The 22,866-nt window shown below is 59.9% G+C and carries 23 protein-coding genes and 1 pseudogene; 8 read left to right on the top strand and 16 right to left on the bottom strand.

The features are described from left to right. Nucleotides 1–91: 91 nt before the first annotated feature. A complete protein-coding gene (locus QRN60_RS11610) occupies nt 92–421 on the top strand; it encodes a hypothetical protein (protein ID WP_162724067.1) in 330 nt (109 codons plus the stop codon). Nucleotides 422–625: 204 nt separating this feature from the next. On the opposite strand, the gene QRN60_RS11615 is transcribed toward QRN60_RS11610, so the two are convergent. The 9 genes from QRN60_RS11615 to uppW all read right to left on the bottom strand — a co-directional run bounded on the left by QRN60_RS11615 (nt 626) and on the right by uppW (nt 10,341). Beyond that, the gene (locus tag QRN60_RS11615) at nt 626–2,572 is read right to left on the bottom strand and encodes a methyl-accepting chemotaxis protein (RefSeq protein ID WP_129565272.1); all 1,947 of its coding nucleotides are present in this window, start codon (nt 2,570–2,572) and stop codon (nt 626–628) included. Nucleotides 2,573–2,920: 348 nt separating this feature from the next. Then, nucleotides 2,921–4,123, bottom strand: a complete 1,203-nt coding sequence (locus QRN60_RS11620; RefSeq protein WP_129564861.1) for an MFS transporter — start codon at nt 4,121–4,123, stop codon at nt 2,921–2,923. A gap of 2 nt (nt 4,124–4,125) precedes the next feature. Beyond that, nucleotides 4,126–4,698, bottom strand: coding sequence for an NADPH-dependent FMN reductase (locus QRN60_RS11625; protein WP_284765552.1), 573 nt, complete (start codon nt 4,696–4,698; stop codon nt 4,126–4,128). Between the two features lie 140 nt (nt 4,699–4,838). Further along, a complete protein-coding gene (locus QRN60_RS11630; protein ID WP_107675938.1) occupies nt 4,839–5,750 on the bottom strand; it encodes a homocysteine S-methyltransferase family protein in 912 nt (303 codons plus the stop codon). Between the two features lie 20 nt (nt 5,751–5,770). Beyond that, complete coding sequence (locus tag QRN60_RS11635; protein WP_020809379.1) at nt 5,771–6,460, bottom strand: ABC transporter permease; 690 nt, start codon at nt 6,458–6,460, stop codon at nt 5,771–5,773. Nucleotides 6,461–6,472: 12 nt separating this feature from the next. Then, nucleotides 6,473–7,195 (bottom strand): ABC transporter permease, encoded by a 723-nt coding sequence (locus tag QRN60_RS11640; RefSeq protein ID WP_035213481.1) that lies wholly within the window; start codon nt 7,193–7,195, stop codon nt 6,473–6,475. Nucleotides 7,196–7,217: 22 nt separating this feature from the next. After that, on the bottom strand, nt 7,218–7,988 hold the full coding sequence (locus QRN60_RS11645; protein ID WP_003509438.1) for a transporter substrate-binding domain-containing protein: 771 nt from the start codon (nt 7,986–7,988) through the stop codon (nt 7,218–7,220). Between the two features lie 40 nt (nt 7,989–8,028). Beyond that, a complete protein-coding gene (locus QRN60_RS11650) occupies nt 8,029–8,808 on the bottom strand; it encodes an ABC transporter ATP-binding protein (RefSeq protein WP_111834153.1) in 780 nt (259 codons plus the stop codon). A gap of 174 nt (nt 8,809–8,982) precedes the next feature. Then, on the bottom strand, nt 8,983–10,341 hold the full coding sequence (gene uppW / locus QRN60_RS11655; RefSeq protein ID WP_020809376.1) for a Wzy-type polysaccharide biosynthesis protein UppW: 1,359 nt from the start codon (nt 10,339–10,341) through the stop codon (nt 8,983–8,985). Between the two features lie 544 nt (nt 10,342–10,885). On the opposite strand from uppW, the gene QRN60_RS11660 reads away from it, so the two are divergent. Further along, a complete protein-coding gene (locus tag QRN60_RS11660; RefSeq protein WP_165000644.1) occupies nt 10,886–11,956 on the top strand; it encodes a GNAT family N-acetyltransferase in 1,071 nt (356 codons plus the stop codon). 48 nt (nt 11,957–12,004) lie between these two features. Here the strand turns inward: QRN60_RS11660 and uppG are convergent, their stop codons facing one another. Together uppG and uppI are read right to left on the bottom strand one after the other, a co-directional pair. Beyond that, the gene (gene uppG / locus QRN60_RS11665) at nt 12,005–13,078 is read right to left on the bottom strand and encodes a polysaccharide biosynthesis glycosyltransferase UppG (RefSeq protein WP_060725221.1); all 1,074 of its coding nucleotides are present in this window, start codon (nt 13,076–13,078) and stop codon (nt 12,005–12,007) included. A gap of 2 nt (nt 13,079–13,080) precedes the next feature. Further along, nucleotides 13,081–14,151 (bottom strand): polysaccharide biosynthesis UDP-hexose transferase UppI, encoded by a 1,071-nt coding sequence (uppI, locus tag QRN60_RS11670; RefSeq protein ID WP_003509427.1) that lies wholly within the window; start codon nt 14,149–14,151, stop codon nt 13,081–13,083. Nucleotides 14,152–14,363: 212 nt separating this feature from the next. On the opposite strand from uppI, the gene uppH reads away from it, so the two are divergent. Together uppH and uppJ are read left to right on the top strand one after the other, a co-directional pair. Further along, the gene (gene uppH / locus QRN60_RS11675) at nt 14,364–15,275 is read left to right on the top strand and encodes a polysaccharide biosynthesis endo-1,4-beta-xylanase UppH (protein ID WP_223564870.1); all 912 of its coding nucleotides are present in this window, start codon (nt 14,364–14,366) and stop codon (nt 15,273–15,275) included. A gap of 8 nt (nt 15,276–15,283) precedes the next feature. Then, nucleotides 15,284–16,228 carry a polysaccharide biosynthesis UDP-hexose transferase UppJ gene (uppJ, locus tag QRN60_RS11680; RefSeq protein ID WP_065695276.1) on the top strand — a complete coding sequence of 315 codons (945 nt, stop codon included), beginning with the start codon at nt 15,284–15,286 and terminating at the stop codon, nt 16,226–16,228. 24 nt (nt 16,229–16,252) lie between these two features. Here uppJ and QRN60_RS11685 read toward each other — a convergent pair whose 3' ends face one another. Together QRN60_RS11685 and uppL are read right to left on the bottom strand one after the other, a co-directional pair. Further along, nucleotides 16,253–16,501, bottom strand: coding sequence for a hypothetical protein (locus QRN60_RS11685; protein ID WP_060725224.1), 249 nt, complete (start codon nt 16,499–16,501; stop codon nt 16,253–16,255). Nucleotides 16,502–16,655: 154 nt separating this feature from the next. Next, nucleotides 16,656–17,456: a polysaccharide biosynthesis UDP-hexose transferase UppL gene (gene uppL / locus QRN60_RS11690; RefSeq protein WP_111834154.1), complete on the bottom strand. Its 801-nt coding sequence runs from the start codon at nt 17,454–17,456 to the stop codon at nt 16,656–16,658. Between the two features lie 245 nt (nt 17,457–17,701). On the opposite strand from uppL, the gene QRN60_RS11695 reads away from it, so the two are divergent. Further along, on the top strand, nt 17,702–17,911 hold the full coding sequence (locus tag QRN60_RS11695) for a hypothetical protein (RefSeq protein ID WP_003509414.1): 210 nt from the start codon (nt 17,702–17,704) through the stop codon (nt 17,909–17,911). Between the two features lie 23 nt (nt 17,912–17,934). On the opposite strand, the gene uppM is transcribed toward QRN60_RS11695, so the two are convergent. After that, on the bottom strand, nt 17,935–19,557 hold the full coding sequence (uppM, locus tag QRN60_RS11700) for a polysaccharide biosynthesis protein UppM (protein WP_031233873.1): 1,623 nt from the start codon (nt 19,555–19,557) through the stop codon (nt 17,935–17,937). A gap of 260 nt (nt 19,558–19,817) precedes the next feature. Here uppM and uppO point away from each other — a divergent pair, with 260 nt between their 5' ends. From uppO to QRN60_RS11715, 3 genes are all read left to right on the top strand, one after another. After that, entirely contained in the window at nt 19,818–21,233 is a 1,416-nt protein-coding gene (gene uppO / locus QRN60_RS11705; RefSeq protein ID WP_129564863.1) for a polysaccharide biosynthesis phosphomannomutase UppO, read from the top strand. Between the two features lie 133 nt (nt 21,234–21,366). Next, a complete protein-coding gene (locus QRN60_RS11710) occupies nt 21,367–21,768 on the top strand; it encodes a globin domain-containing protein (RefSeq protein WP_060725227.1) in 402 nt (133 codons plus the stop codon). Further along, nucleotides 21,765–22,160: a DUF423 domain-containing protein gene (locus tag QRN60_RS11715; RefSeq protein WP_060725228.1), complete on the top strand. Its 396-nt coding sequence runs from the start codon at nt 21,765–21,767 to the stop codon at nt 22,158–22,160. The genes QRN60_RS11710 and QRN60_RS11715 overlap by 4 nt, the downstream gene beginning before the upstream one ends. A gap of 9 nt (nt 22,161–22,169) precedes the next feature. On the opposite strand, the gene QRN60_RS11720 is transcribed toward QRN60_RS11715, so the two are convergent. Together QRN60_RS11720 and QRN60_RS11725 are read right to left on the bottom strand one after the other, a co-directional pair. Beyond that, the gene (locus QRN60_RS11720; RefSeq protein WP_060725229.1) at nt 22,170–22,457 is read right to left on the bottom strand and encodes a hypothetical protein; all 288 of its coding nucleotides are present in this window, start codon (nt 22,455–22,457) and stop codon (nt 22,170–22,172) included. Then, nucleotides 22,438–22,761: pseudogene (locus tag QRN60_RS11725) on the bottom strand (DUF2325 domain-containing protein); the annotation flags it as partial. The gene QRN60_RS11720 and the pseudogene QRN60_RS11725, both read right to left, overlap by 20 nt. Nucleotides 22,762–22,866 lie beyond the last annotated feature (105 nt).

The following is a 22,866-nucleotide window of genomic DNA, read 5'->3' on the forward strand; positions in this document are numbered from 1 at the left end:
CCGCAATATGGCTGCAATACTCCTGGTCGACGGGTCTGGCTGGGGTGCTCCAGCATGAGCCATCTGGCGGGGTAAAAGGGAAAATTAATCCATGAAAATCAAGGCAATTATTGCTGTATCTGTATCAGTTCTCATCCTTTCAGGGTGCCAGACGAACCCCAATTTCGAAAGGGATCAGGAAGTCATAGGGGGAAGTCCTGCCGTCAAACGCAGGGCGGTTCAAAATTGCTATGAAACGACAAAGAAAAAGTCCAAGAGTTCCAAGATTGCCGTGGCTGAAGCCATGAACGTCAGCCCGAACAGCAACGTCGACATGATCTTCTGCACGCGATTAATCGACGCCATCGCAAGTAAAAGAATTACATACAGTGATTTGAATAGCGGAAGCCCGGCCTTTATTCGCGCCATGCAGGCCAGATAATTTCCGATCCGGCAAATCTTGCGGATAGGAACGGCGGTCTGCGGAAAGTAAATAATTCCGACATGTCGCGCGCAAAAAATGCCGCACGGGAGATCAGGCCCGTGCGGCATTTTTCGTTCTCAGGCGGGCGGGCGATATCAGGCCCGCCAACCCCAGTCATACATAACCCGGCGCCAGGACCATGGAAGCGCCCTGAAATAGCGATCAGAACTCCTGCCAGTCGCCCTTTGTATCGACAGCGGCGTTGCCCGAAAACGCCGAGGCAATCTTGCGACCCAGCGCGCGGACGGGGGATGCCACATATTTGTCGTTGCCGGCGGCGCTGCGAACCGGAGCAGGCTGGCTTTTTTGCTGATAAGCGCCATCGGCGAGCCTGAACTGGGAGAGCAGCTGGTTGAGCGACGCCACTTCCTTGGCCAGGCTGTGGCTCGCGGCATTGGTTTCTTCCACCATCGCCGCGTTCTTCTGCGTGTCCTGGTCCATCTGGTTCACGGCCGTATTGATCTGCTGCAGGCCGGAGGATTGTTCCTGCGCAGCCTCCACGATGGAGACGACGTGCCGGTTGATTTCCTGCACTTCAGAAACGATGGTCTCCAGCGCCTTTCCGGTGTCACCGACCAGCTGCACGCCCTGCTGCACCTGGTCGTTCGATGTGGTGATCAGGGCCTTGATCTCCTTCGCCGCGTTGGCGGAGCGCTGGGCAAGCTCACGCACCTCCTGCGCCACCACGGCAAAGCCCTTGCCGGCCTCGCCCGCACGGGCGGCTTCCACACCGGCATTCAGCGCAAGCAGGTTGGTCTGGAAGGCGATCTCGTCGATCACGCCGATGATGTTGCTGATCTCATTGGCCGATTTGGCGATCTGCTCCATGGCGACCACGGCGCGGCGCACAACCTGGCCGGATTGTTCGGCGCCCGCCTTGGCGCGGCTGACGATCTGGCCCGCCTCCTGCGCGCGTTTGGTGGAATCCCTGACCGTCGTGGTGATTTCTTCAAGCGCAGCGGCTGTTTCCTCCACGGCTGCGGCCTGCTGCTCGGTGCGCTTGGCCAGATCGTCGGCGGCAGACTTGATCTCGTTTGCGCCCGCACCGATGCCGCTGGCGTTCTGCGCCACCTTGGTCAATGCCGCCTGCAGCTTTTCGGCGGACGTGTTGAAATCGTTGCGAACGCCATCCAGCGTCGCGGTAAAAGGCTGGCCGATGCGATAGGAAACATCGCCTTCCGAAAGCTTCGAGAGGCCGGCTGCGAGATTGTCGACGGCGAATTTGACATCGGCCGCCTCCGTTGCCTTCTGCTGCTCCCGCTCGATCCGGTCTTTCTCCGAGAGGCTGCGATTGGCTTCGGTTTCCTGCTCGAGACGAATGCGCTCGACGGCGTTTTCGCGGAACACCTGAACGGCTTTCGCCATCTGGCCCACTTCATCCCGGCGCGCCGTGCCGTCAATCTCCGAGGCCGTTTCACCACCGGCAAGCGACACCATGCGCTCGCGCAGACGGGCGATCGGCGTTGTGATGCCACGAGACGCCACGAACAGCGCCAGAATGATGCCGATCGCAAAAGCAATGCCGACAACCACCAGGGAAGTGAAGATGGTCGAATTGGTCTTGTCGGTCAGATCGTCGCTTCCCTTGACAACACCCTTGGCAAGCTTGTCCAGAAGGGCAGAGATTTCATTCCCGGTCGAGCGGATCAAAGCGTCGGCCTTCATAAGTTCAGCGGCAGATTCCTTGTTGCGATCGGTCGAACCGAATTCCACGGCTTTGTCGGTCGAGGTGATTATGCCCTGAGCCTGGCCCAACAGCTTGTCCAGCGCCGCAGCTTCCTCCGGAAAAATGGTTTTGACATGGTTGAGGCGCGATATCAAAGCCACCTTGTCTGTCTCGTATTCGTGCTTGACGATCTTGAAGTCAGGAATGTTGGTGTCGTAAGCCATGACCTGATAGGCGCCATAAGCCATGGCCTGCAGGTTGCGGTTTGCCCGCGAAAGCTCCACCAGAGCGGCGTTGTCGTTGGCAATAAAATACGAATAGGCCGTGTCCGTCCGCTTGTAGTGCATGGACATGAAGGCTGTGGCGCCAAGGCCGACAATGCAGAGCGGGAGAATGAGCGACAGGATTTTGATGCGGATACTGGCGTTTTGAAGAAAAGACACGGGAACCTCAGGTCATTGAAAAACCGCTCCTTCCCCGTGCCGGAGGTGTTCGGCGAGACTGACATTGCACGTCAAGCGCCTCGATCATCGAAGCTCCGCTAGCCGTATCATCGGCTCTCAACGCATCTGCTTCATGCATGCGCCGGGAAAGCCGCCTGTCCCTTCAAATACGGACAGGCCGCGCCGCCCTAGATGGCATGGCGGCTCCGCAAGCAAAGCGGAAACGCCACGCCGAATTTCGAGGAAGGGAATGAAATCAACCGGTTCTTCAGCCGGCGCGCCTTCCGTTTGTTTTCCAGAAAAATGATTATAGTCAAAAACTTTATAATTCCTTCACGACGACCAGTGTCAGCGGCTCGAGGCAAAAGAACGCGATCTTCGTGCGTCGCTCCGTCGCTGGAAGATCAGGGCGACAAGGGCAAGCCCGGCCATGGCGGCGAATATCATGGCGATGTCGCGATAGGCGCCTGCAAAACCGAAGCGGGCAATCCACGGCTGGCTTGCCAGCGGCGAGATGAAATGCCCGAGAAACATCGAAGCGGTGACGATGCCGGCGATACGCCCGCGCAGGCTGAGCGGCGCCAGCATGATGGTCGTGGACATGATGCCCGGCATCACCACACCGAGGCCAAACCCCACCACCGCAAGCGATGACAGCATGGCAACCAGCCCCTCGGCCATGGCAAGCAGCGCAAAACCCGCCGCCATCAACACCAGCCCGGCGGCAATGATGGCGGTCACGCTGACCCTTGCCCGCAATCGCCCGAAATTGAGCGCCGCCAGCGCCCCGGCCAGATTGAAAATGCCGATGGCGTATCCCGCAATGCTGCCGGAAAACACCCCAAGCTCCCGCAGGAAAAACGGCAGCTGCGAGGGGATGGTGTAAAACAGGGCATTGACGAGAAATACTGCCAACGCCAGCACACCCACCAGCAGCCAGTTGACCGCAAACTCCTGTTCGCCGCCGGCTTTGATCCCGCCATCGTTCCTCACCGGCTCCGTCAGAAAAAACACGGCCGCCGGCAGAATGAGCAGGGCGACGGCATAGACCGCGAAGGGCGCGCGCCAGTGCAGATCCGCCAGCAAACCGCCCGCCACCACAAAAACCACGCCGCCGATCTGGGTAAAGGCCTGTTGCAGGCCGAGATAGCGCTCCCGCGCCGGACCTTCGAAATAATCACCCACCAGCGCCGTGCCGATCGTCATGATGGCGCCGATCGCCAGACCGAGAAAGGCACGCCCCACAAGCAGGCCGGCAAGACTTTCGGCAAAAAGGCCGGACATGCCGGAAAGGCTGTAAAGCAGGATAGCGCCAAGCAGCAGCCGCTTGCGGCCGAAGCGATCCGCCAGCACACCGGCAATGGGCGCGCAGAAAGCCACGAAAACCGAGGGCAATGTCAGCACCATGCGGCTCATGATATCCACATGCGGCGTCGACAGGAAAGTCTGCTCGATGGCCGGCAGCGAAGGTGCGACCGTGGTTCCGGCCATGATGGTGAGCGTGGCGACGAACAGGAGCGTCACTTTCAACGCGAAGGATTTTTCGGTCATTCTCACGCCCCCTTGTAAGGTGTTGCGGACCGCGCCTGTTTCAGCGCCCGCGCCCACCAGCCAAGCTTGTTCATCATCGTCTCCAGCGCGCCTGCCGCCGCCGCGCCGGCATCGAGCTGGCCGGCGGCATCGACACGATCCCAGGGATTGGCGAAGCTGACGACATCGCGGATCGTTACCGCATGCAGTTCCGCAAAGACGGGGCGAAGCTGCTCGGTGGCGCGCAGGCCGCCGGAAATCCCGCCATAGGACACGAAGGCCACCGGCTTGGCGCCCCATTCGTCATAGGCGGAATCGATCAGCACCTTCAGCGCGCCGGGGTAACTGCGGTTATATTCCGGGGTGACGACGATGAAGGTATCGGCGCCATCGAGGCTTTGCCGAAGCTGCCGCACCGAGGCGCGCTCGGGTTCGTGGTCCTGCGGCAGATCGAGTTCGCGCGGGTCGATGACCGCCAGCTCCAGTCCCGGCAGAGCCCTCAGCTGGTCAAGCAGCCATTGGCCGACAACATCGCAGAAGCGCGGGTTGCGGGCGCTGCCAAATATGATCCGTATGGAAAGTGTATCATCGCTCATGGAACGTCCTTCAACAGTGTTCCATGTCCTGATAATTCCTCAACTATAGTTGAGGTCAATAGCCGCGTACAAAAAAAGCGGCAGGTTTTGAAACTGCCGCTTTGATTTATGATGGTGGCGTTGAAAAGCGACGCCGGGCTTCAGGCCGCCGCGCGCCGCAACGCTGTGGCAACCTTGTGGATATGCGCCGCACCAATGCCGCAGCAGCCGCCGATCATGGTCGCGCCCGCATCCGCCCAGGAGCAGGCAAAACGGGAATAAACATCGTCTGTCAGATCGGCGCGCGTGTCATGCAGCCCTTCATTGGCGGCGGAATCACCCTGCTCGCCTTCAAAGGCATTGGCATAAACGCCGATTTCCAGTGACACACCCTTTTCCGCGAAGACGGCGGCGGCCGTCTCAACCGCGGCTTTCATGACTTCCGGCTTGCTGCAATTGAACAGAAGGGCGGCCGCGCCCGATTGCGCCGCCCATTCGGCGGCCGCCTTGACCGTTTCACCGGAGCGAAGCGCAGGCTCGCCGCCGGTCGCAGCCGCATCATCATTGAGCGTGAAGGAAATCCAGAACGGTTTGCCAGTCGCGGCAACGGCTTCACGCACCGCCTCGCCCTCGGCGATCAGGCTGAGCGTCTCGCCGAGCCAGACGTCGACATGAGGCGCGAGATTGTCGACCAGCACCGTCAGATAGGCCTGCACCCGGCCCGCATCGAAATTCTGCGGCTCATAGGAACCGAAGATCGGCGGCAGCGAACCCGCCACCAGCACCTTGCGGCCGGAGGCATCCACCGCTTCGCGCGCCAGCTTACCCGAAAGGGCGATCAGCGATGCGCCGTCCTTCTGGAAACGCTCTTCGCCGATGTGGAAGGGCACCAGCGCATAGGAATTGGTGGTGACGACATCGGCACCGGCTTCGATGAATTCCTGGTGCACCTGCCGCACGATCTCAGGCGCGTCGATAAGCGCCAGCGCAGACCATTCCGGCTGTTTCAGCACGGCGCCGAGCCGCTGCAATTCGCGGCTCATGCCGCCGTCGAGGATACGGATTGTGCTCATGGTCATAACTCCCTGAATATTTATCGCCGGACGGGCACCTGCTGTTCGATAAGACCGAAACAGCGGGCGATGATGGCGGTGAGAATGAGATAAAAGACGGTGACGACGATCAGCGGCTCATAGACGAGCAGCGTGTCCTGCCGCACCTTGTAGGCGACGGCGTAGAGATCCATGACAGTCACGGTGAAAGCAAGCGGCGTCGCCTTCAGCTGCATCACCACCTCGCCGGCAATGGTCGGTAGCGCAATGCGGATGGCGCGCGGCAGCCAGATGCGGCGAATGAGGGTGAAACGGCCCATGCCGAAAGCCCTGCCCGCCTCCAGCTCGCCTTTCGGCACGGCCAGCAGCGCGCCGCGCAGAACTTCCGCCTCATAAGCCGCATAATTCAGCGTGAAGCTGACGGCCGCGAAGAAGAACCCTTCACGCAGCACCGGCCACATGAAGCTTTGCCTGATGCCGGGGATCATCGGCAGAAGCGAGCCGACGCCGTAATAAAGCAGCCAGAGCTGGATAAGCAGCGGCGTGCCCCGGAAGAAGGTGCAATAGGCCCGCGCCAGGATTTTCGTCGTCCGCCCGCCGCTCACCTGCGCAAAGGCGAGCCCGATGGCCAGAAGAAACCCGATGCTGACGGAGATGACAAGCAGCGCCACCGTCTGCCATGCACCCGAAAGAAGAAGCGGCCAATATTTCGCGACCCATGAAAAATCCATGCCGTCCCCTCCTCAGGCCAGGGCCGGCTGGCCGCGCCGCACACGGCGTTCGACCAGCGAAAAAACGAGGTTCGAAACAAGCGTGATGGCAAGGTAAAGCAGGGCGGCGGCAAGGAAGAACAGGAAATATTGCTTGGTGCTGGCCCCGGCCAGCCGCGTCGCGAGCGCCAGTTCCTGATAACCGACGACCGCCACCAAGGCGCTGTCCTTGGTCACCGCAAGCCAGAGATTGCCAAGCCCCGGCAAGGCGTTGGGCAAAAGCGCTGGCAAGACCACCCGGCGGAACCGCAAGGCTGGCGACATGCCGAAGGCGCGCGCCGCCTCGATCTGCCCGCTCGGAATGGCAAGGATCGCACCGCGCAGCACCTCGGTCATATAGGCGCCCTGCACGAAGCCCAGAACCGCAACGGCGGCAACGAAACCGTTGACCTCCAGCGGCGGCATACCAGCCAGCAGCAGCAGCCGGTTGAGACCGTCAGTACCGGCATAATAAAGCCCGACGATGAGGATCAGCTCGGGAACTGCGCGGATCGCGGTGGTGTAGAGGCTGAGCAGCAGGCCAAGCGGCCTGTTGCCCGAAAGCTTGCCGAGCGCCCCCGCCATGCCGATGGCAAGGCCGATCAGATAGGCGCCGGCGGAAATGGCAAGCGTCGACGCCGCACCCTTCAACAGGGTGCCGCCCCATCCCGGAGGATAGGGAGACAGAAGTTGCAACGTGGTTTCAAGGCTTGCCATATGCGTGACCGATCAGATCGAATTACTGCCCGTAAATATTGAAGCTGAAGTACTTCTTGCTGATCTCGTCATATTTGCCGCTGGCGCGTACGGCGGCGATTGCCGCATTCAGCTTGGCCTTGAGTTCGGTGTCTTCCTTGCGCAGGCCACCCGAAACGCCGAGACCGAGGATTTCCTTGTCGTCGGCGACATCGCCCATGTCGGCGCAGCAATCCTTGCCCGCATCGCTCTTCACGAAAGCGTCGAGGACGATGGAATCGCCGAAGACATAGTCGATACGGCCAGCCGCGAGATCCTGAAACGCCTCGTCCAGCGTCTGGTAGGTCTTCTCATCGGCGACACCGGCGAAGTACTTCTTGTAATATTCAGACTGGATCGTGGCCACCTGAATGCCGATGGTCTTGCCCTTGACGTCCTCGGCCGTCGCACCCGCCTTTTCGCCCTTGGCGCCGATCAGCTTGCTCGGCGTGTTGTAATATTTATCGGTGAAATCGATGATCTTCTGACGCTCTTCCGTGTTCGACATGGAGGACCAGATGACGTCGAATTTCTTCGTCTGCAGCGCCGGGATGAGACCATCCCAGGACAGTTCCACGATCGAGCATTTTTCCTTCATTTCGGCGCAGACGGCGTCCATGAGGTCGATTTCCCAGCCCTGCCACTTGCCGCTGGCGTCCTTGGCGAAGAAGGGCGGATAGGCCTCGTTCATGATGCCGAAGCGCACATCGGCGCTGGCGGTGAAGGCGGAAAACGCAAATGCCGTTCCGGCAAGCAGCGTGGCGAAGAATTTCATTCAAGTCTCTCCTGTTAAAACGGACTGTCAGGCAAAAGGGTCAATTGGCCAGCGCGCCGGTGAATTCCCGGCAGCGGGCGCTCGTGGGGTTGCCGAACACCTGCGCCGGCGGCCCCACCTCCTCCACCCGGCCCTGATGCAGAAACACGACCTGGGAGGACACATCGCGCGCAAAGCGCATCTCGTGGGTGACGAGCAACATGGTGCGGCCTTCCTCGGCCAGATCGCGGATGACCTTCAGAACCTCTCCCACCAGTTCCGGATCAAGCGCCGAGGTGGGTTCGTCGAACAGCATCACCGCCGGTTCCATGCAGAGAGCACGCGCAATGGCGGCGCGCTGCTGCTGTCCGCCGGACAGGAATGCCGGATAGGCGTTTTTCTTGTCGTAGAGCCCGACCTTGTTCAGCAGGGCTTCGGCCTTTTCAACCGCCTCCTGCCGCTTGACGCCGAGAACATGAACGGGCGCCTCGATGACGTTTTCCAGAACGGTGCGATGGGCCCAGAGATTGAAATTCTGGAACACCATGCCGAGACCGGTGCGCAATTTTTCCACCTGCCGCCAGCTTTTCGGCACGGCCTTGCCGTCGCGGCCGGTTTTTGTGGCGATTTCCTCGCCATTGATGATGACACGGCCGCGATCCGGCGTTTCGAGAAAATTCATGCAGCGCAGAAAGGTGCTTTTGCCGGAACCGGAAGACCCGATGATCGAGATGACATCGCCCTTATGGGCCTGCAACGAAACGCCCTTCAAAACTTCATGCGTGCCGAAGCTCTTGTGGATGTCATCCGCTTCGAGCGCGCAGGCGCCTGTATCTGCCATCGATTGACCTAGCCGATCCGTTTTTTAGTGCCGCCGCGTCGATACCCCCGGGGGTTGCGATGCGACTTGCACAATAACAAAGACTTGAGCCGCGCATGTTTAGCGAAAATAGCTGCAGACGCGCGCAACAATCGGCTCTTTTACATATTCGCAACGAAAAATCATTTCAAAATATCACCTGGAACGAACAACCGGGGAAACCTGCCGCCGTTGGGGTATCGGGGCCGCCCCAGTTCTGTCCGGCTCCCCCTCCGCCTCGTCCTCCACGAGGCTGGCATTGGCCTGCAGATGCAGGCCCATCACCGCCACGATGAGGAAGAACCAGACGAACCCGGTGCTGAGGAAAAACAGCGTTTCCAGAAAGCCGTAGAGCAGCACGTAAAGCCATACACCGACATAAAGCCGCGTCAGCGGACTGTTGCGCGTGGCGTCATTCATTTTGCCGAGATACTGCAGCGGCAGGAGATAGATCCACACCATCACCAGCATCAGACCCGGCACGCCGCCGGCCAGCAGAAGGTCGAAATAACCATTGTGCGAATCCGGCGCGGTCGTCGCCCAGGTATTGTTCTCGGTAAAACTCGACATCAGGGCGTCGCTGCGCCAGAAGGCCTGATAGCCATATCCGAGGAGCGGGCTTTGCCTGATATAGTCGATGGCGACGGTCCAGATATCCCTTCTGCCGGTAAAGCTGGCATCAAGCCCCAGCTTCGTCAGCATCTGCGAAAAGACAGGATCGACGGTGGTACCGACGGTCACCAGCGCGAAGACCGCCAGAAACAGGGTTACGACCGGGTAGCGCCAGCGGGGCCAGCGCAGGATGAACCAGCCTGTCGCAATGATGATCGGCATCAGCCCAAGCGCGGTCTTGCCGCCGGACTTGACCAGAAAGACCAGCGACAGCAACAGCACCGACAGCCCGCCGATGAAAGACCAGCGCTTGCTGAGATAAATGCCGACGATGATCAACACCGCCATGACCGAGGCGGCCTCGTTCTTGTGGCGGAAAACCCCGCGCCAGTCTCCCGCCAGAAGCGGTTCCAGCGCATCGCTTGCCTGGTGGATCGAGCGCGAGGGCAACACGGTGATTCCGAAATAGCACAGGAACAATATGATCAGCGCGCATGTGGCGAGCAGCGTCGTGAAATGCCGCTCCGTGCGCGGCAATTGCAGGAAACCGCCGGCAAGCACACAGATAATGGCGCACATGACAAGCCGCCTGAGCGAAAACAGCGGCGCTTCGCCCGCCACCGAAGTCAGGACAAACCAGCCGAAAATCGCCGCCATCAGCAGGCGCGGCATGAAGAGGATGGAAAACGACCGCTCCTTCGCCATGAAGGCCAGGAAACTGAAAAACAGGATGATCGCCGTCAACTGGTTGAGCAGGTTGGACCCGGCCGCCATGGCGGAGCCCTGATAGGTCGATGAGAGCGAGATATAGGGCGAAAAGCCGACCGTGAAATACAGGAAAGTCACGTAAAACAACGCGTCCCGCCAATAGCCCCGCCGCTGTTCTTCATGCGCTGCATCCATAAGGGGTTTTTCTCTCCCTCTTTCCTGAAGCCACCCGCATTAAAACTCGTGCTTCTCATATTCGATAATACGAATATCCCCCGCAAATCCTATTTTTTAGTTATCCGTGATGCACGGGCAAATAGCACCGCGATCGTCCGCTTTTTTCTCAGGAAACCGAAAGCGGGAGGCAAAGGACAAGACAGTCATTTTTAAAAGTTAAACTTCAAAACCCAAAAAAGCGTCCGCGAAAATTGGTCCATATTTCATCCTTCGGTTGCTTAACTAAGTATATTTTGTTAACCTCAAATGAGGCAGGGCCAGCAAAGTAACAGGCTGATATAATAACATTTTATCTTAATACGAACATTTCCGGACCAAGTGGATTGCCGGTTTTATATCTATATTAATACATTCAAATATACGCTTCCTATGGTTGATTTCATCAATGCGCGAAAGCTGGAGGCCGAGGGTGGACGTTCCGATACACACCAATATGGGCGATGGCGATAGTGGGCAGTCGCCACAACGCCCGGTTCAGCCAGGTGTCTCCGGTGTTCGCCCCATGCGCAGGGACGACGTTCCCGCAGTCGAGGCCGTGCTCAACAGCGCTTTCAAGAAGAACGGGCAAGAACGGAACTTCAATTTCCGCTCCTATATCGAGAAACTGTTTTTCGGCAGTCCCGCCTTCAGCCCGGAGAACGGCAGCGTTGTCTACGACGCCGGGGAGAACAGGGTCACAAGCGTCATCCTCGCCGTGCCCATGCGTTTCGTCGCGAACGGGAAAACCATTACCGCAAGGCTGCTCTGCGCCTTCGCATCTGATGGGAAACAGGGTGCGCTCGGCGCGGCGCGCCTGTCTCGGGGCATGCGGGCATCCAAACACGACATGCTGTTCTCGGACACGGCTTCACCCGTTAGCGCCGATCACTGGGTGGCGACCGGGGGCAACATGTTGCCGATTGAAAGCCTGCAATGGCACAAGGCGCTCAAGCCCTTCTGCACCATTGCCCTGCGCATGCCGCGCCGTTCCAAACTGGCCAAAACCACACTTGCCCTGACCACGCTCGGTTTTGTGGATGGAATCCTCAGACGCTGGAAAAAAGGTCTGAGACCGCAGGAGGCGGCCGGCGCCACGGTAAAAACCGTTGACTACGAAACCTTCCGCCGCAGGGCGCTCACCATGATCGAGCGTTTTTCCATTCGCCCGGAATGGTCTCACGAGGAATTCCACTGGCTGATAGAGATGAGCAGGGCCAATGAAAGCCTCGGTGAACTGAAGGGCGTGATGATCGAGAATGCCGAAGGCCATGCCATGGGCGCCGCGCTGTTTTTCGGCCAGCGGGGACGAACGGCCTATGTGCTCAATCTCGTCTGCGATGCCGGCTGCGAAAACGATGTGCTCAACACCCTGTTCCGCCATTTCGATGACGCGAACTATGCCCATGTCACCGGCATGTCGCAGCCGTTTCTCATCAATGCGCTTTACCGCCAGAACCACATGAGCTTCCGCCATGACGGTTATTTCTGCATGGCGACCCGGGATGACGAGCTGAGGGAAAAAGCGCTGGCCGGCGATATCTATATTGGCGGGCTGTGCTCTGAAAGCTGGAGCAAGCTCATAACAGACTATTGAGGCCTCCACCCGGCAACGGGACGGAGCGCCGACCGGGCACCCTCAAGCCTAGCTGAACCGCCCGACATTGGCCGAGATGAGATGGCGCAGCGCTTTCGCATAACGTTTGGAGCGCGTCTTGGCAGCCAGCGCGCTGGTCCAGTCCACCATCGACCCGTTGATATCGAAATCGCCGAGCTGTCCCTCGGGAATATCGCCCTTTTCGATGCGCTCGACGATGGACGCGAGTGCCGCATAAAATTCCGGCGAGCGATAGGGCGGATGCAGCGAATACATGCCCTTGCCCGTGCCGAGAAAATCGAGCCGGTGGACGCCGCTGCGCATCATGTTGGTGCTCAGCACTTCCTCGGCGGGCATGGAGACCGGCTGCTGGTTATAGGCATAGGAGCGGATGCGCCGTTTGACATCGGGCCGCAGCAACTCCAGCGAACCGATCCGCTTCGCAAAACGATCCATGTCGATCAAGAAAAGGCGGGTGGACACCGTGGCGAAACGCCAGGTGGGAATGCGTGACGGCAACTTGCGCGGCTCAGGGATGTTCTTCACGCCGGGCATGCCGACATGGCGGGAAATATCGAGATCGCCGCGCACCGTCGGCGGCCCCGAAAAGGGCGTGATGCACAGCGCATCCGGATTGGCCTTCTGCAGCGCGATCGCCTCGGCGAACCAGCTCTGGCTGCCGCCGCCGAACATCATGTCGCTGTCCATATGCAGCACATAACGGGCATTGGCGCGTTTGATACCATGGAAATAGACATGGAAAGGCCCGCCGTCGAAAGCCTTGGCGGGATAGGGAATGGGTGAGCGGGAAAAGAAGGTCTGCGTCACCGCGCTGCGCGCCGCATCGCTGTAATCGACGATATCCACATGCAGATGCGGATAGTTGGTCTGCATTTCCTCCAGCATGTCGAAGAGACGCTGGCGCGCCGCATCAAAACCGTTGCCCTTGTAGCGGCCTGCCCCCACCTGGCCCGTATCGACGGTCAGGAGAATGCGATCCACCTGTCCGCCCCAGACCCTGAGCTGATGCGGCAGGGTCAGGGCCGCATGCGGAGCATCGAAGGGATGGAGGTTGATTTGCAGCGCCTTTTGCACGGGAGGAAGCGGCATTTCAGCATTCATAGTCATGCACCACGGTTCCGGAATTCATTGATGACGGCCATCATGGGTTTTTCGTTGAAACTCCAGTCGAGCGGCAGCGGCCGGTTGGCGGTGCCGTCGCGGCGCGGATAGGCCCAGCGGATCCAGCTATATTGATCCGAGATGCCCCATGTGGTGATGGAGGAAAGCGGGCCGCCTGCAGAAGCTGCTTCCAGAAACTCGCGGACCTGGCCGGTGATCAGCATGTCGCGCTCGGCCTCCGGCGCCGGCAGCGTCTGGTCCATCACGTCAAGTTCCGTCACCAGAACGGCAAGACCATAACTGCGCATTTCCGTCGTGAAGGCGGCAAGCTCGTCCTTGGCGATCGGCCAGCCGCCGCGCAAATGCCCCTGGAGGCCGATCGCGTTGATCGGCGCGCCCTTTTCGAGCAGTTCGAGGATGAGATTGCGGAAAGCGGCGCGTTTGGCCGGCGATTTCTCGGCGGCAAATTCGACGTCATATTCGTTGAGCACGAGCTGCGCCTTCGGATCGACCGCATGGGCGATCTCGAAAGCCTTCTTGATGGCATCAGGCCCCGCGCCATAATACCAGGCATCACGCCGCGCACGCACATTGCCCGGCACGTCGGGGATCGGTTCGTTGACCACGTCCCAGCTGTGGATCACGTCCTTGTATCGCTCCATCACGGTAACGATATGGGTCTCCATCAGCTTTTCGACCTTCATGCCGCCGCCGATGCTCGCAAGCCAGGGCGCGTTGGAGGCATACCAGATCAGCGGATGGCCATGCATGGAAAGCTTGTGCTGACGCGCGAAGTTGGCGATTGCATCCGCAGCGGTGAAATCGAACGCTTCAGCCGAAGGCCGCAGAACCTCCCATTTCATTTCGGTGACGGGGGTGATGCGCGAGCAATATTTCACCACCGCCTCGCCGATGCGGCTATCGGCGGTGAGGTCAGGCAGGTAGACGGCCGCGCCATATGGGGCGGTTTTGATCGTGGCTTTCTTCTGCGCGGCAAAGGCCGGGCCGGCCACGGCATGCAGCAGGCCAGCGCTTGCCGCACCACCCAGAAAATTCCGCCGCCCGATCCGCATCAACCCGCCTCCGCAACCCCGGCGCATCGGCGTCCGGAAGGACGCACCGCGCTTTCATTCTCAAAACATAACATTCCAATCATGCCAAAAGGATATTAAAGATTTGCAAGGTTAACCGACGCTATACCACGTCATAATTGGTGAGCCCCGCTTAATGCGGTAGTAACTTCACTGTGAGAATGCTTGGGCCGCGCCTCATGGAGTTGAAAAGCTTGGTCTCCGTTTCGATTGTCATTCCCGTTCGCAATGGCGAGCGTTACATCGTGGAAGCGATCGAAAGCGTGTTGCTGCAGGGCGAGACCATCCGCGAAGTGCTTGTTGTCGATGACGGCTCCACCGACACCACCGCGCAAAAGGTGGAAGGTTTTTCCGATCCGCGCGTGAAACTTCTGGCCCGGCCGCAGGGAAGACAGGGTGTTTCCGCCGTGCGTAATTTCGGCCTGTCGCAGGCGCGCGGCGAATGGACGATGTTTCTCGATGCCGACGACCGTCTGAAACCGGGCGCCATCGCAGCGCTTTGCGCCGGCATTTCCGGGCAGGATGTCGTCGCCGTCTATGGCGATTACGAGCGCATCGATGAAAACGGCGTCAAGATCGGCCGGCGCAATCTCATTCGCCGCCGGGAAAAGCCTGACGGTTTTATTCTCCAGCCGCTGCTCGGCGGAAACTTCATCGTCAACGGCGGCATCATGCTGGTCAGGACCCGCATCTTTCAGGACTTTGGCGGTTTCGACGAGACGTTGCGTTATGCGGAAGACTGGTACGGCTGGTGCAGGCTCGCCGCCGCCGGCCGTTTTGTCTATCTGCCCGGCCGCCATGTGCTCGACTACCGGGTGCACAGGACGAGCGTGATGATGAACAGGCTTTTGACCTTCCGGGATTGTGAACCGGCCATCGAAGCCGTGTTTTCCGATCCCGCCATCATCGCAGCCGTCTCCCCGCAGGAACTGCGACGGCTTCGCCGCAAGTCCGAAAACCACATGAATGCCTATACCGTGGCGCAGGCCTTTCGCGCCCGCCGCTACCGCGAGGCCTTTTCGGCGCTTGCCGATACCTTCCTCAACCGCCCGCGCCAGAGCCTCAGGGCCGTCGTTTTTTCCGCCGCCGCACTTGCCGGAATTTAGGAGTTTCCATGTCCGAGATCATGCCGGAAGCGGTGGTGTGCATTCCAAGTTTCCGCCGGCCGGAAGGCCTGAAAAAGACGCTCGCATCGCTCGCAGCCCAGAAGGTCGATTTTCCCTTCGCCGTCGTCGTTGTCGATAATGATGGCGCAGGCCAGCAGGGTCTCGCCGTCGCGCGCGCCTTTTTCGCCGAGAGCGGCATGGCCGGTCAGGCGCTGGTGGAACCGACGCAGGGCAATTGTTACGCCATCAACACGGCCTTCCGTACCGCCCGGCAGACTTATCCTTCGGCTGAGTGGTTGCTGATGATCGATGACGACGAGGCCGCCTCCCCCCAATGGCTTGCCGAAATGGTTTCGGCTGCAAAGTCCTTCGGCGTCGATATCGTCGGCGGACCGGTCAACCGCGAATTCGACGCCCCGGCTTCGAAGGCGGTTTTATCGCATCCACTGTTCGGCTCCATCGAAGCGCCGACCGGCCGGGTCGAGCAAATCCACGGATCGGGCAATTGCCTGATCTCCCGGCGGGTGTTCGAAACCCTGCCGAAACCGGAATTCGACGTGCAGTTCAACTTCCTCGGCGGCGGCGACATGGACTTCTTTACCCGCTGCCGCAAGGCCGGTTTTAAATTCGCCTGGAATGCGCAAGCCGTCATTATCGAATATGTGCCGGAAAGCCGCATGGCGCCGCGCTGGATCATGGAGCGCTCGCTCCGCACCGGCATCATCAATTACAGCATCGACCGCGCCCGCCGCCCCGGCCTGAAAGGCGGACTGCAGCTTGCCGCCAAAAACGCCGTCAGCCTGTGCCTGTCGCTGGTGCGCGCCGTTTCCGCCGGGTTGAAAACCGGCGCACTGCTGCCCGCCACCCATCCGCCGCTGATGTCCATCGGCCGGGTGATGGCAAGCCTCGGCATCACGCTTACGCCTTACAAGGCGCCGGCGAAGAAGACCTGAAGTCTCCAATCACTCCAGCCGTGGTTAGCTCAGGGTCTTTTCCCTGCCGAGCGAGATTGTATTTATAAGCCGTTTCTGCAAACCGAACGACGAAAAGGCCGTCGCAAGGACGAGCAGCGGCACGAGCACCGGCCAGAAGAAACAAAGGACAATGCCGGTTACCCGATAAAAATCCCAGCTCTTATCGCGGCGGGCGCCTTCGATATAGGTCATGGCGAGAGAGGTAACGGTGCCAATTCCATATATGAAAAGAGAAATGGACGTAATCACCATTGGCGGCCTCGAAATATCTCTGATTCGAATAAATTTATAATATTTGTGCAGTGTAGCGCACCCGTTCGCAGTTGCAACGGGTTTCGGCGGCGAAGCGCATCGATTCAATATGTTAGAGAAATCTCAAATTATCGGGCGGGAGAGGCGCAATGCTCTAGCGATTTTGCCCCGACGCCCCGAAGCGGTACTTCAGCAGCGAATATATGGCGATCGGATTGGTCAGCAGGTAACGTTTTCCAAGACGCTTCGGCTCAAGCATCGCCCGGTAGAGCCATTCCAGCCCCATATCCTGCATCCATTGCGGCGCCCGGCTGTTCTTGCCGGCGAGAAAATCGAAAAGGCCGCCGCAGGTCTTGATGACAGCGATGCCGGAAAGCCTGTCCAGATTGCGCGAAACGAAACGCTGCTCCAGCGGTATGCCGAAACCAACCCAGAGAATATCGGTCCCGGATGCGGCGATATCGGCGAGGATCGCCTCTTCCTCGGCCCGGCTGAAATAACCGTTGCGCCGCCCGGAAAAGACGAGGCGCGGATAGAGCCTCTGCATTTCCTCGACCGCCGCACGGTTCACCTCTTCGGAGCCGCCGAGGAAATAAAACCGGCTGCCCGTCTCTTCGGCGCGCTTCGCCACCGCATGGACGAGATCAGTCGTCGCGACCCGTTCCCTCAATGCCCTCGGGCAGAATTTGCGGGAGAAGATCACCAGCGACATGCCATCGGCGTGGATCTGGTCCGCCTGCCGCAGCATGGCGTCGAATTCCCGATCGTGATGGCAGAGCGCAATGACCTGGCCGTTCGCCGACGTCGAATAAAACGGCCTTGCACCGGCGGCGCGCGCCGTCGTCGCACGCAGGATGAAATCCCGCGCCGTTTCATCGATGGTCGCGTCAGTGATGGGCAACGCCGCAAGCGGAATAACCGGCCAGACCTGACCAGTCCCCTCCGCATCCGGCATCTCTCTCCCTGTCATGATCTGTCCGGTGTCCAATATAGGCATCGTTTCATTGTTATATTCACGCTTATGCATAGGGTATAAGGCTTCAAACACTACGAAGAACTATCATTAATATTTTTATAAATCCCCGTATGCGGCAGGCATTTTACACGCCTGAAGGTTGTGCGCCACATTTTCTGCCTATTCCGGTTTTCCAGCCGATGGGTTAAGGGACGCGGAAATCAAACCACGGAAGGGCTCCGGCCATGGAAACAATCTCGATCGACAATCGCGGCGATTTCGGCCTCTGGGCGATAGAACGGGCAAAAGAAATCGTGGCCAACGAGGCCTCCGATCTTGCGATTTCGGTTCGCGACGGTGACGAGGCCGGCATTCGCGATGCCGGCAATGCGCTGGGTGCTGCCATCGCCGCCGCCCTGCTCGAAGTTTATGACGGTCTTATCTCGGAAGAATAACTCGGCACGAGCCGCCTTACGGCTTAACGCGCCACGGCTTCCGCATGATCGTCCCGGCGCAGATAACCCCAGAGGCCGAGAGCCACGGCAATTCCGAGACCGAGGAACAGGCCCCCGACGCCACCGGCAATCAGGAAGGTCAGCTTGCCGGGCGGCCAGCTTCTGGAATTGGGTGCGACCGGCTGCGAAATCACCCGCACATTGGTGGAATCGATCGACTGCTGTTCGGCCAGCTGGCGCGAGCGGGTCAGATAGGTCTCGTAGATCGCCGCCGCCGAGCGGGCGTCGCGATCAAGATCACGCAGCCGCACCTGGGCGTCATTGTCGGTAAAGACATTGGCGCGTTCCGCCACGGCCTTCAGCCTCAGCGCATCCAGCGAGGAGCGCGCTTCGGCGACATTGATCTTGGCCGCCTGCAGGATGCGCCGCGCCTCGTCCGCCATGCCGCGTTCCAGCATTGCCCGCTCCGCACCTGCGGTTGCAAGACGCGGATGGCGGGCGCCATAGGTCAGCGTCATCGCGCCGATCTGCTGCTGCAGGGTGCTGTATTGCGCGCGGATGGTGTTCATGGTCTGGCTGTCGAAGATGGCGTCGCTCTGGGTGCGGTTCTGGGCAATCGCCGCCTCCATCTGCTTGAGACGCGATTCTTCCTGAATGAGCCGCTGCTGGGTCGCAAGCACCTGCGCATTCAGCTCGCCGGATGCGAGATTGCTGACGAGCTGGCCATTGTTTTCCTGCAGGCCGTTCTCGCGACGGAAATCGGCCACGCGCTTTTCGGCGATGGTGACATTCTCGCGCATTTCCTCGAGCCGCTTCTTGAGATCGTCGACGACGCGCTGGCTGCTGTCGGAGGTCGTCTGGAACAACTCGCTTTCGAAGGCCTTCACGATGGCCTTGGAAACCGTCACGGATTTTTCCGCATCATTGGTCCAGACCGAAAGCGTCACGACAAAGGAACGCGGATCGCGTTCCGCCGCCACCCTGTCGCCAAGCGAGCGAAGCGCACCGACCCGGTTGTCGCCATCGTCAGGCGCGGAAGAGAACATCGCCTTCAACCGGGCAAGCAGTGGTGGCGTTATGAATTCACGGTCCTGATCGAGCTTCAACTCGTCCACCACCCGCGCCAGCACGTTGCGTGAGGTGATGGTGCGCAGCTTGCTTTCCACCTCGAGGATCTGCGTGTCGCGCTGCTGGTTGGGTGAAAACACCCCGTCATTGACGACATTCAGATTGGAGGGATTAACGACGATATCCGTATAGGCCTTGTAGCGCGGCGGCGTCATATAGGCGTAGGTGAGTGCGCCGGCGACGCAGAGAACAATCGCCAGCACAATCCAGATGATGCCTTTGCGAAGCCAGAGGATGACGTCATCCACACCGATCCTGTCGATATGTTTCAGGCCGGGCAGCGCAGCCGCCAGGCTGCCGCTCGGCGAAGCCGTCTTCACCGGCGTCTCGGCCGGAGCCGGCTCGGCAGCAGTCGCCGCCGGTTTCGGCTCAAGATGCTCCTTCAGCACCGTGCGCTCGAAAACCTCATCCTCATCCACCAGATCGTCCAGCAGGGAACCATGGGGTTTCGCGGCGGGCGCCGTTTTTTCATCGAGCGGACGTGCCTGCTTATGTCCCGCCTTTTGAAGCCTGTACATCAGCCAATCCAACTCGAACGAACCACAAAAAAGGCCGGCAACACATGGTTCTCATCGTCGCCAGAGCCGCTATCGACAGACAAGTTTAAATATGACGGGTGAATTTTAGGTTACCCGCATCATTCCCCGCCATCATCGCCTATTCGCGGCCGCCATGAAAGGGATGATTGACTTGAATGGATCGATACGGTTCTTTCAGGCGTTATATTTTTACATTATCCATTTGACCCTCAAAAGATTTTATCGAAACGGAGTTTGGCATGAGCCTGAAATTTGGAACGAGCGGCCTTCGCGGCCTCTCCGTCGATCTGAAAGGAAAGGCCTCGGCCGTCTATGCCACGGCATTTGCAAGGCATCTTCTCACATCGGGCCAGGCAAAGGCGGGTGATCCCATTCTCGTCGGCCGCGATTTCCGTGATTCGAGCCCGGATGTTTCCGCCACCTGCATCGCTGCGCTGAAAAAAGCCGGCCTGACGCCGTTCGATTGCGGTGCGGTGCCGACACCGGCGCTTGCGCTTTACGGCATGTCGCTGAAGGCAGGCGCGCTGATGATAACAGGCTCGCATATCCCGGCCGACCGCAACGGCATCAAGTTCTACCGCCCGGACGGCGAAATCGACAAGCAGGACGAGACGGCGATTGCCGCTCTCGCTGCCGAAATCGAAGCGGAGGGCGTAAGCGACGAGGCGGCGACGGCGGAGGACCATTCCGGCACCGCAGCCGAACTTTTCTACGAGCGCAACATTGCGCTGCTGCCGGAAAAGGCGCTCTCCGGCCTCAAGATCGGTGTTTACCAGCACAGCACCGTGGCGCGCGATCTCTTTGTCGACGTCCTTGCCCATTATGGCGCTGATGTCGTTCCGCTCGGCCGCTCCGAAACCTTCATCCCCGTCGATACCGAAGCGGTCTCGACGGAAACGCTGGCCCTTCTCAAGAAATGGTCGCCGGAGCATGGTCTCGATGCCATCGTTTCCGCCGATGGCGACGGCGACCGTCCGCTGCTGACCGATGAAAACGGCGTGCCGCTGCGCGGCGACCTCATTGGCCTGATCACCGCCAACTTCCTAGGCGCCGGCGTGGTCGTCACCCCCGTCACCTCCAATTCGGGCATCGAGGCAAGCGGCTCCTTCGACGTTATCCGCACCAAAGTCGGCTCCCCCTTCGTCATCGCCGGCATGACTGAGGCGCTCGCCGCCGGCAGGAACGGCGTCATGGGTTTTGAAGCCAATGGCGGCCTGCTGACGGCCTCGGCCTTCACACTCAACGGCAGGCCGCTTTCACCATTACCGACGCGGGACAGCTTCCTGCCGATCCTCGCCGTGCTGCTTCTCTCGGCAGAACAGAAAAAGCCGCTGTCGCAGATCGCCGCCGCCTATAAGCTGCCGGTCGCCGCCGCCGATCGTCTGGAAAATTTCGCGCAGGAAAAGAGCGCCGCCCTGATGACGCATCTGCGCGCCTCGCGGACCAATCTCGACGCCTTCCTCGCCCCGGTCGGCACCGTCAAAGCGCTGAGCGACATTGACGGCCTGCGCGTGGCGCTCACCGACGGCAGCACCATCCACTTCCGCCCTTCCGGAAATGCTCCGGAAATGCGCTGCTACGTCGAGGCCGCCAATCAGGATGAGGCCGAAACGCTTTTGAACAAGGGGCTCGATCTCATCCGTAATTTCGGGTGATGTTTTGCATGATGCCGGGCTTGCCCGGCATCTGTCCTCTTTGACCTGTCGCAAATGTCGCACCCCGCCAGTGCCCTGTTGCTCTTCCGGCTCTGCGGAGCGATAAGGACCGGAGGGCCACGAGAGGCGGATTATGAGCGGCGAGACCATTACCCTTTATGAAGCGATCGGCGGCGATGCGACCGTCAGGGCGCTCACCCGGCGCTTCTACGAATTGATGGATACCCTGCCGGAGGCAGCGCGCTGCCGCGCCATCCACCCTGCCGATCTCTCCGGCAGCGAGGCGAAGTTCTACGATTATCTGACGGGATATCTTGGCGGACCGCCCGTCTATGTCGAGAAACACGGCCATCCGATGTTGCGACGACGCCATTTCGTCGCCCCCATCGGCCCCGCCGAGCGGGATGAATGGTTGCTCTGCTTCCGCCGCGCCATGGACGAAACCATCGAGAACGTGAAGCTGCGCGAGATCATCTGGACGCCGGTGGAACGGCTGGCCTTTCACATGCAGAACCAGGAGGCAGACAGCCAATGACCACGCAGAGCGCGACCATCGCAAGCGTTCCCCGTGAAAGATTGCGGGCCTTCATTCTGTTGCTGGGCGGCCTGCTGGGCGCGGCCGGGGTCATGCTTGCAGCCGCAGCCACCCATACCGGCGAAACCTATATGCTCGGCAATGCCTCGGCGATGGCGCTGGCCCATGCGCCGGTGCTGGTGGCGCTGCATATCGGTGCGGGTCGCATCAGAACCGCCATTCCGGCGGGCCTGATCCTCGGCCTCGGCACGGCGATCTTTGTCGGCGATCTCGTTGTCAGGCATTTTTCCGGCCACAGCCTGTTTCCCTACGCTGCACCCACGGGCGGCCTCGGCATGATCGTCGGGTGGCTGGTACTCTGCGCGGGAGCGTTTCTGAAGCCGAAGGGCTAGCTTTCAGCCCTAACGCCGCTTCCAGCGAAACGATAGAATATTGCGGCCCTCTTCAGCCGCCGCGCCGATCTCGAAGGACGGTGTTTCACCCGGCTGGCGGGTGCGCAGATGGGGAAAGGTCACAACATTGCCGCCGCTTCTGGCAACACGGTTGCGTCTTTCCCGTTCACCGACGATTTCATAGATGTCCGTCAGGACGGGGTCGCCGGCCTGCTCGGCCATCTTGTGCAGTTCCACACGGCAGGCTTCCGCTACCGCGGGATCTTCATCGTGGAAATTACTGCGCTCGTCGCTCATCGCTGGAGGTCCGTTCATTCATCGTCTGCAGCGCCCGCTCCAGACTGGATTTGCTGCCATTGCGCAGCGGAATGAACGTCTTGCCGAATTTCTTGCAACCCGACTTCACCCGCAGACACGCATCGTGGCTGATACAGTCGATCGGGCAGAAAACGCAGTCGACGGAGGGAAGGACGGTATCGATGCGGGAGACGGCCTCGCGCAGGCCGCCATCATGATGAATGAGTTCCGCACCGAAATTGCTGGCGATCTGGCGAAGATGCGCAACCTGACAGTCACGGCCGCCGACATAAAGAAAGCTTTTCGGACCGGAAAGCTGCTGTTCGGCCACGTCCTTTTCGGTCTGTGGCGCGCCCTTGCCCTGCTTGCCGCCGCGTTCGGCCTTCTTCTTTTCCTTGCGTGCCATTCC

Source organism: Agrobacterium sp. CFBP2214, from assembly GCF_030209895.1.
Lineage (GTDB): Bacteria > Pseudomonadota > Alphaproteobacteria > Rhizobiales > Rhizobiaceae > Agrobacterium > Agrobacterium radiobacter.

Bases quoted from the DNA above. Each gene is read 5' to 3' on its own strand.
- uppW (WP_020809376.1), bottom strand. From the start codon at position 10,341: ATGGATGCAGCGCATGAAGAACAGCGGCGGGGCTATTGGCGGGACGCG.
- QRN60_RS11650 (WP_111834153.1), bottom strand. From the start codon at position 8,808: ATGGCAGATACAGGCGCCTGCGCGCTCGAAGCGGATGACATCCACAAG.
- QRN60_RS11715 (WP_060725228.1), top strand. From the start codon at position 21,765: ATGACCACGCAGAGCGCGACCATCGCAAGCGTTCCCCGTGAAAGATTG.
- QRN60_RS11720 (WP_060725229.1), bottom strand. From the start codon at position 22,457: ATGAGCGACGAGCGCAGTAATTTCCACGATGAAGATCCCGCGGTAGCG.
- QRN60_RS11620 (WP_129564861.1), bottom strand. From the start codon at position 4,123: ATGACCGAAAAATCCTTCGCGTTGAAAGTGACGCTCCTGTTCGTCGCC.
- QRN60_RS11630 (WP_107675938.1), bottom strand. From the start codon at position 5,750: ATGAGCACAATCCGTATCCTCGACGGCGGCATGAGCCGCGAATTGCAG.
- QRN60_RS11625 (WP_284765552.1), bottom strand. From the start codon at position 4,698: ATGAGCGATGATACACTTTCCATACGGATCATATTTGGCAGCGCCCGC.
- uppL (WP_111834154.1), bottom strand. From the start codon at position 17,456: ATGCCGGATGCGGAGGGGACTGGTCAGGTCTGGCCGGTTATTCCGCTT.
- QRN60_RS11660 (WP_165000644.1), top strand. From the start codon at position 10,886: ATGCGCAGGGACGACGTTCCCGCAGTCGAGGCCGTGCTCAACAGCGCT.
- uppG (WP_060725221.1), bottom strand. From the start codon at position 13,078: ATGAATGCTGAAATGCCGCTTCCTCCCGTGCAAAAGGCGCTGCAAATC.
- QRN60_RS11710 (WP_060725227.1), top strand. From the start codon at position 21,367: ATGAGCGGCGAGACCATTACCCTTTATGAAGCGATCGGCGGCGATGCG.
- uppI (WP_003509427.1), bottom strand. From the start codon at position 14,151: ATGCGGATCGGGCGGCGGAATTTTCTGGGTGGTGCGGCAAGCGCTGGC.
- QRN60_RS11685 (WP_060725224.1), bottom strand. From the start codon at position 16,501: ATGGTGATTACGTCCATTTCTCTTTTCATATATGGAATTGGCACCGTT.
- QRN60_RS11640 (WP_035213481.1), bottom strand. From the start codon at position 7,195: ATGGCAAGCCTTGAAACCACGTTGCAACTTCTGTCTCCCTATCCTCCG.
- uppJ (WP_065695276.1), top strand. From the start codon at position 15,284: ATGTCCGAGATCATGCCGGAAGCGGTGGTGTGCATTCCAAGTTTCCGC.
- uppO (WP_129564863.1), top strand. From the start codon at position 19,818: ATGAGCCTGAAATTTGGAACGAGCGGCCTTCGCGGCCTCTCCGTCGAT.
- uppM (WP_031233873.1), bottom strand. From the start codon at position 19,557: ATGTACAGGCTTCAAAAGGCGGGACATAAGCAGGCACGTCCGCTCGAT.
- QRN60_RS11610 (WP_162724067.1), top strand. From the start codon at position 92: ATGAAAATCAAGGCAATTATTGCTGTATCTGTATCAGTTCTCATCCTT.
- QRN60_RS11695 (WP_003509414.1), top strand. From the start codon at position 17,702: ATGGAAACAATCTCGATCGACAATCGCGGCGATTTCGGCCTCTGGGCG.
- QRN60_RS11645 (WP_003509438.1), bottom strand. From the start codon at position 7,988: ATGAAATTCTTCGCCACGCTGCTTGCCGGAACGGCATTTGCGTTTTCC.
- QRN60_RS11635 (WP_020809379.1), bottom strand. From the start codon at position 6,460: ATGGATTTTTCATGGGTCGCGAAATATTGGCCGCTTCTTCTTTCGGGT.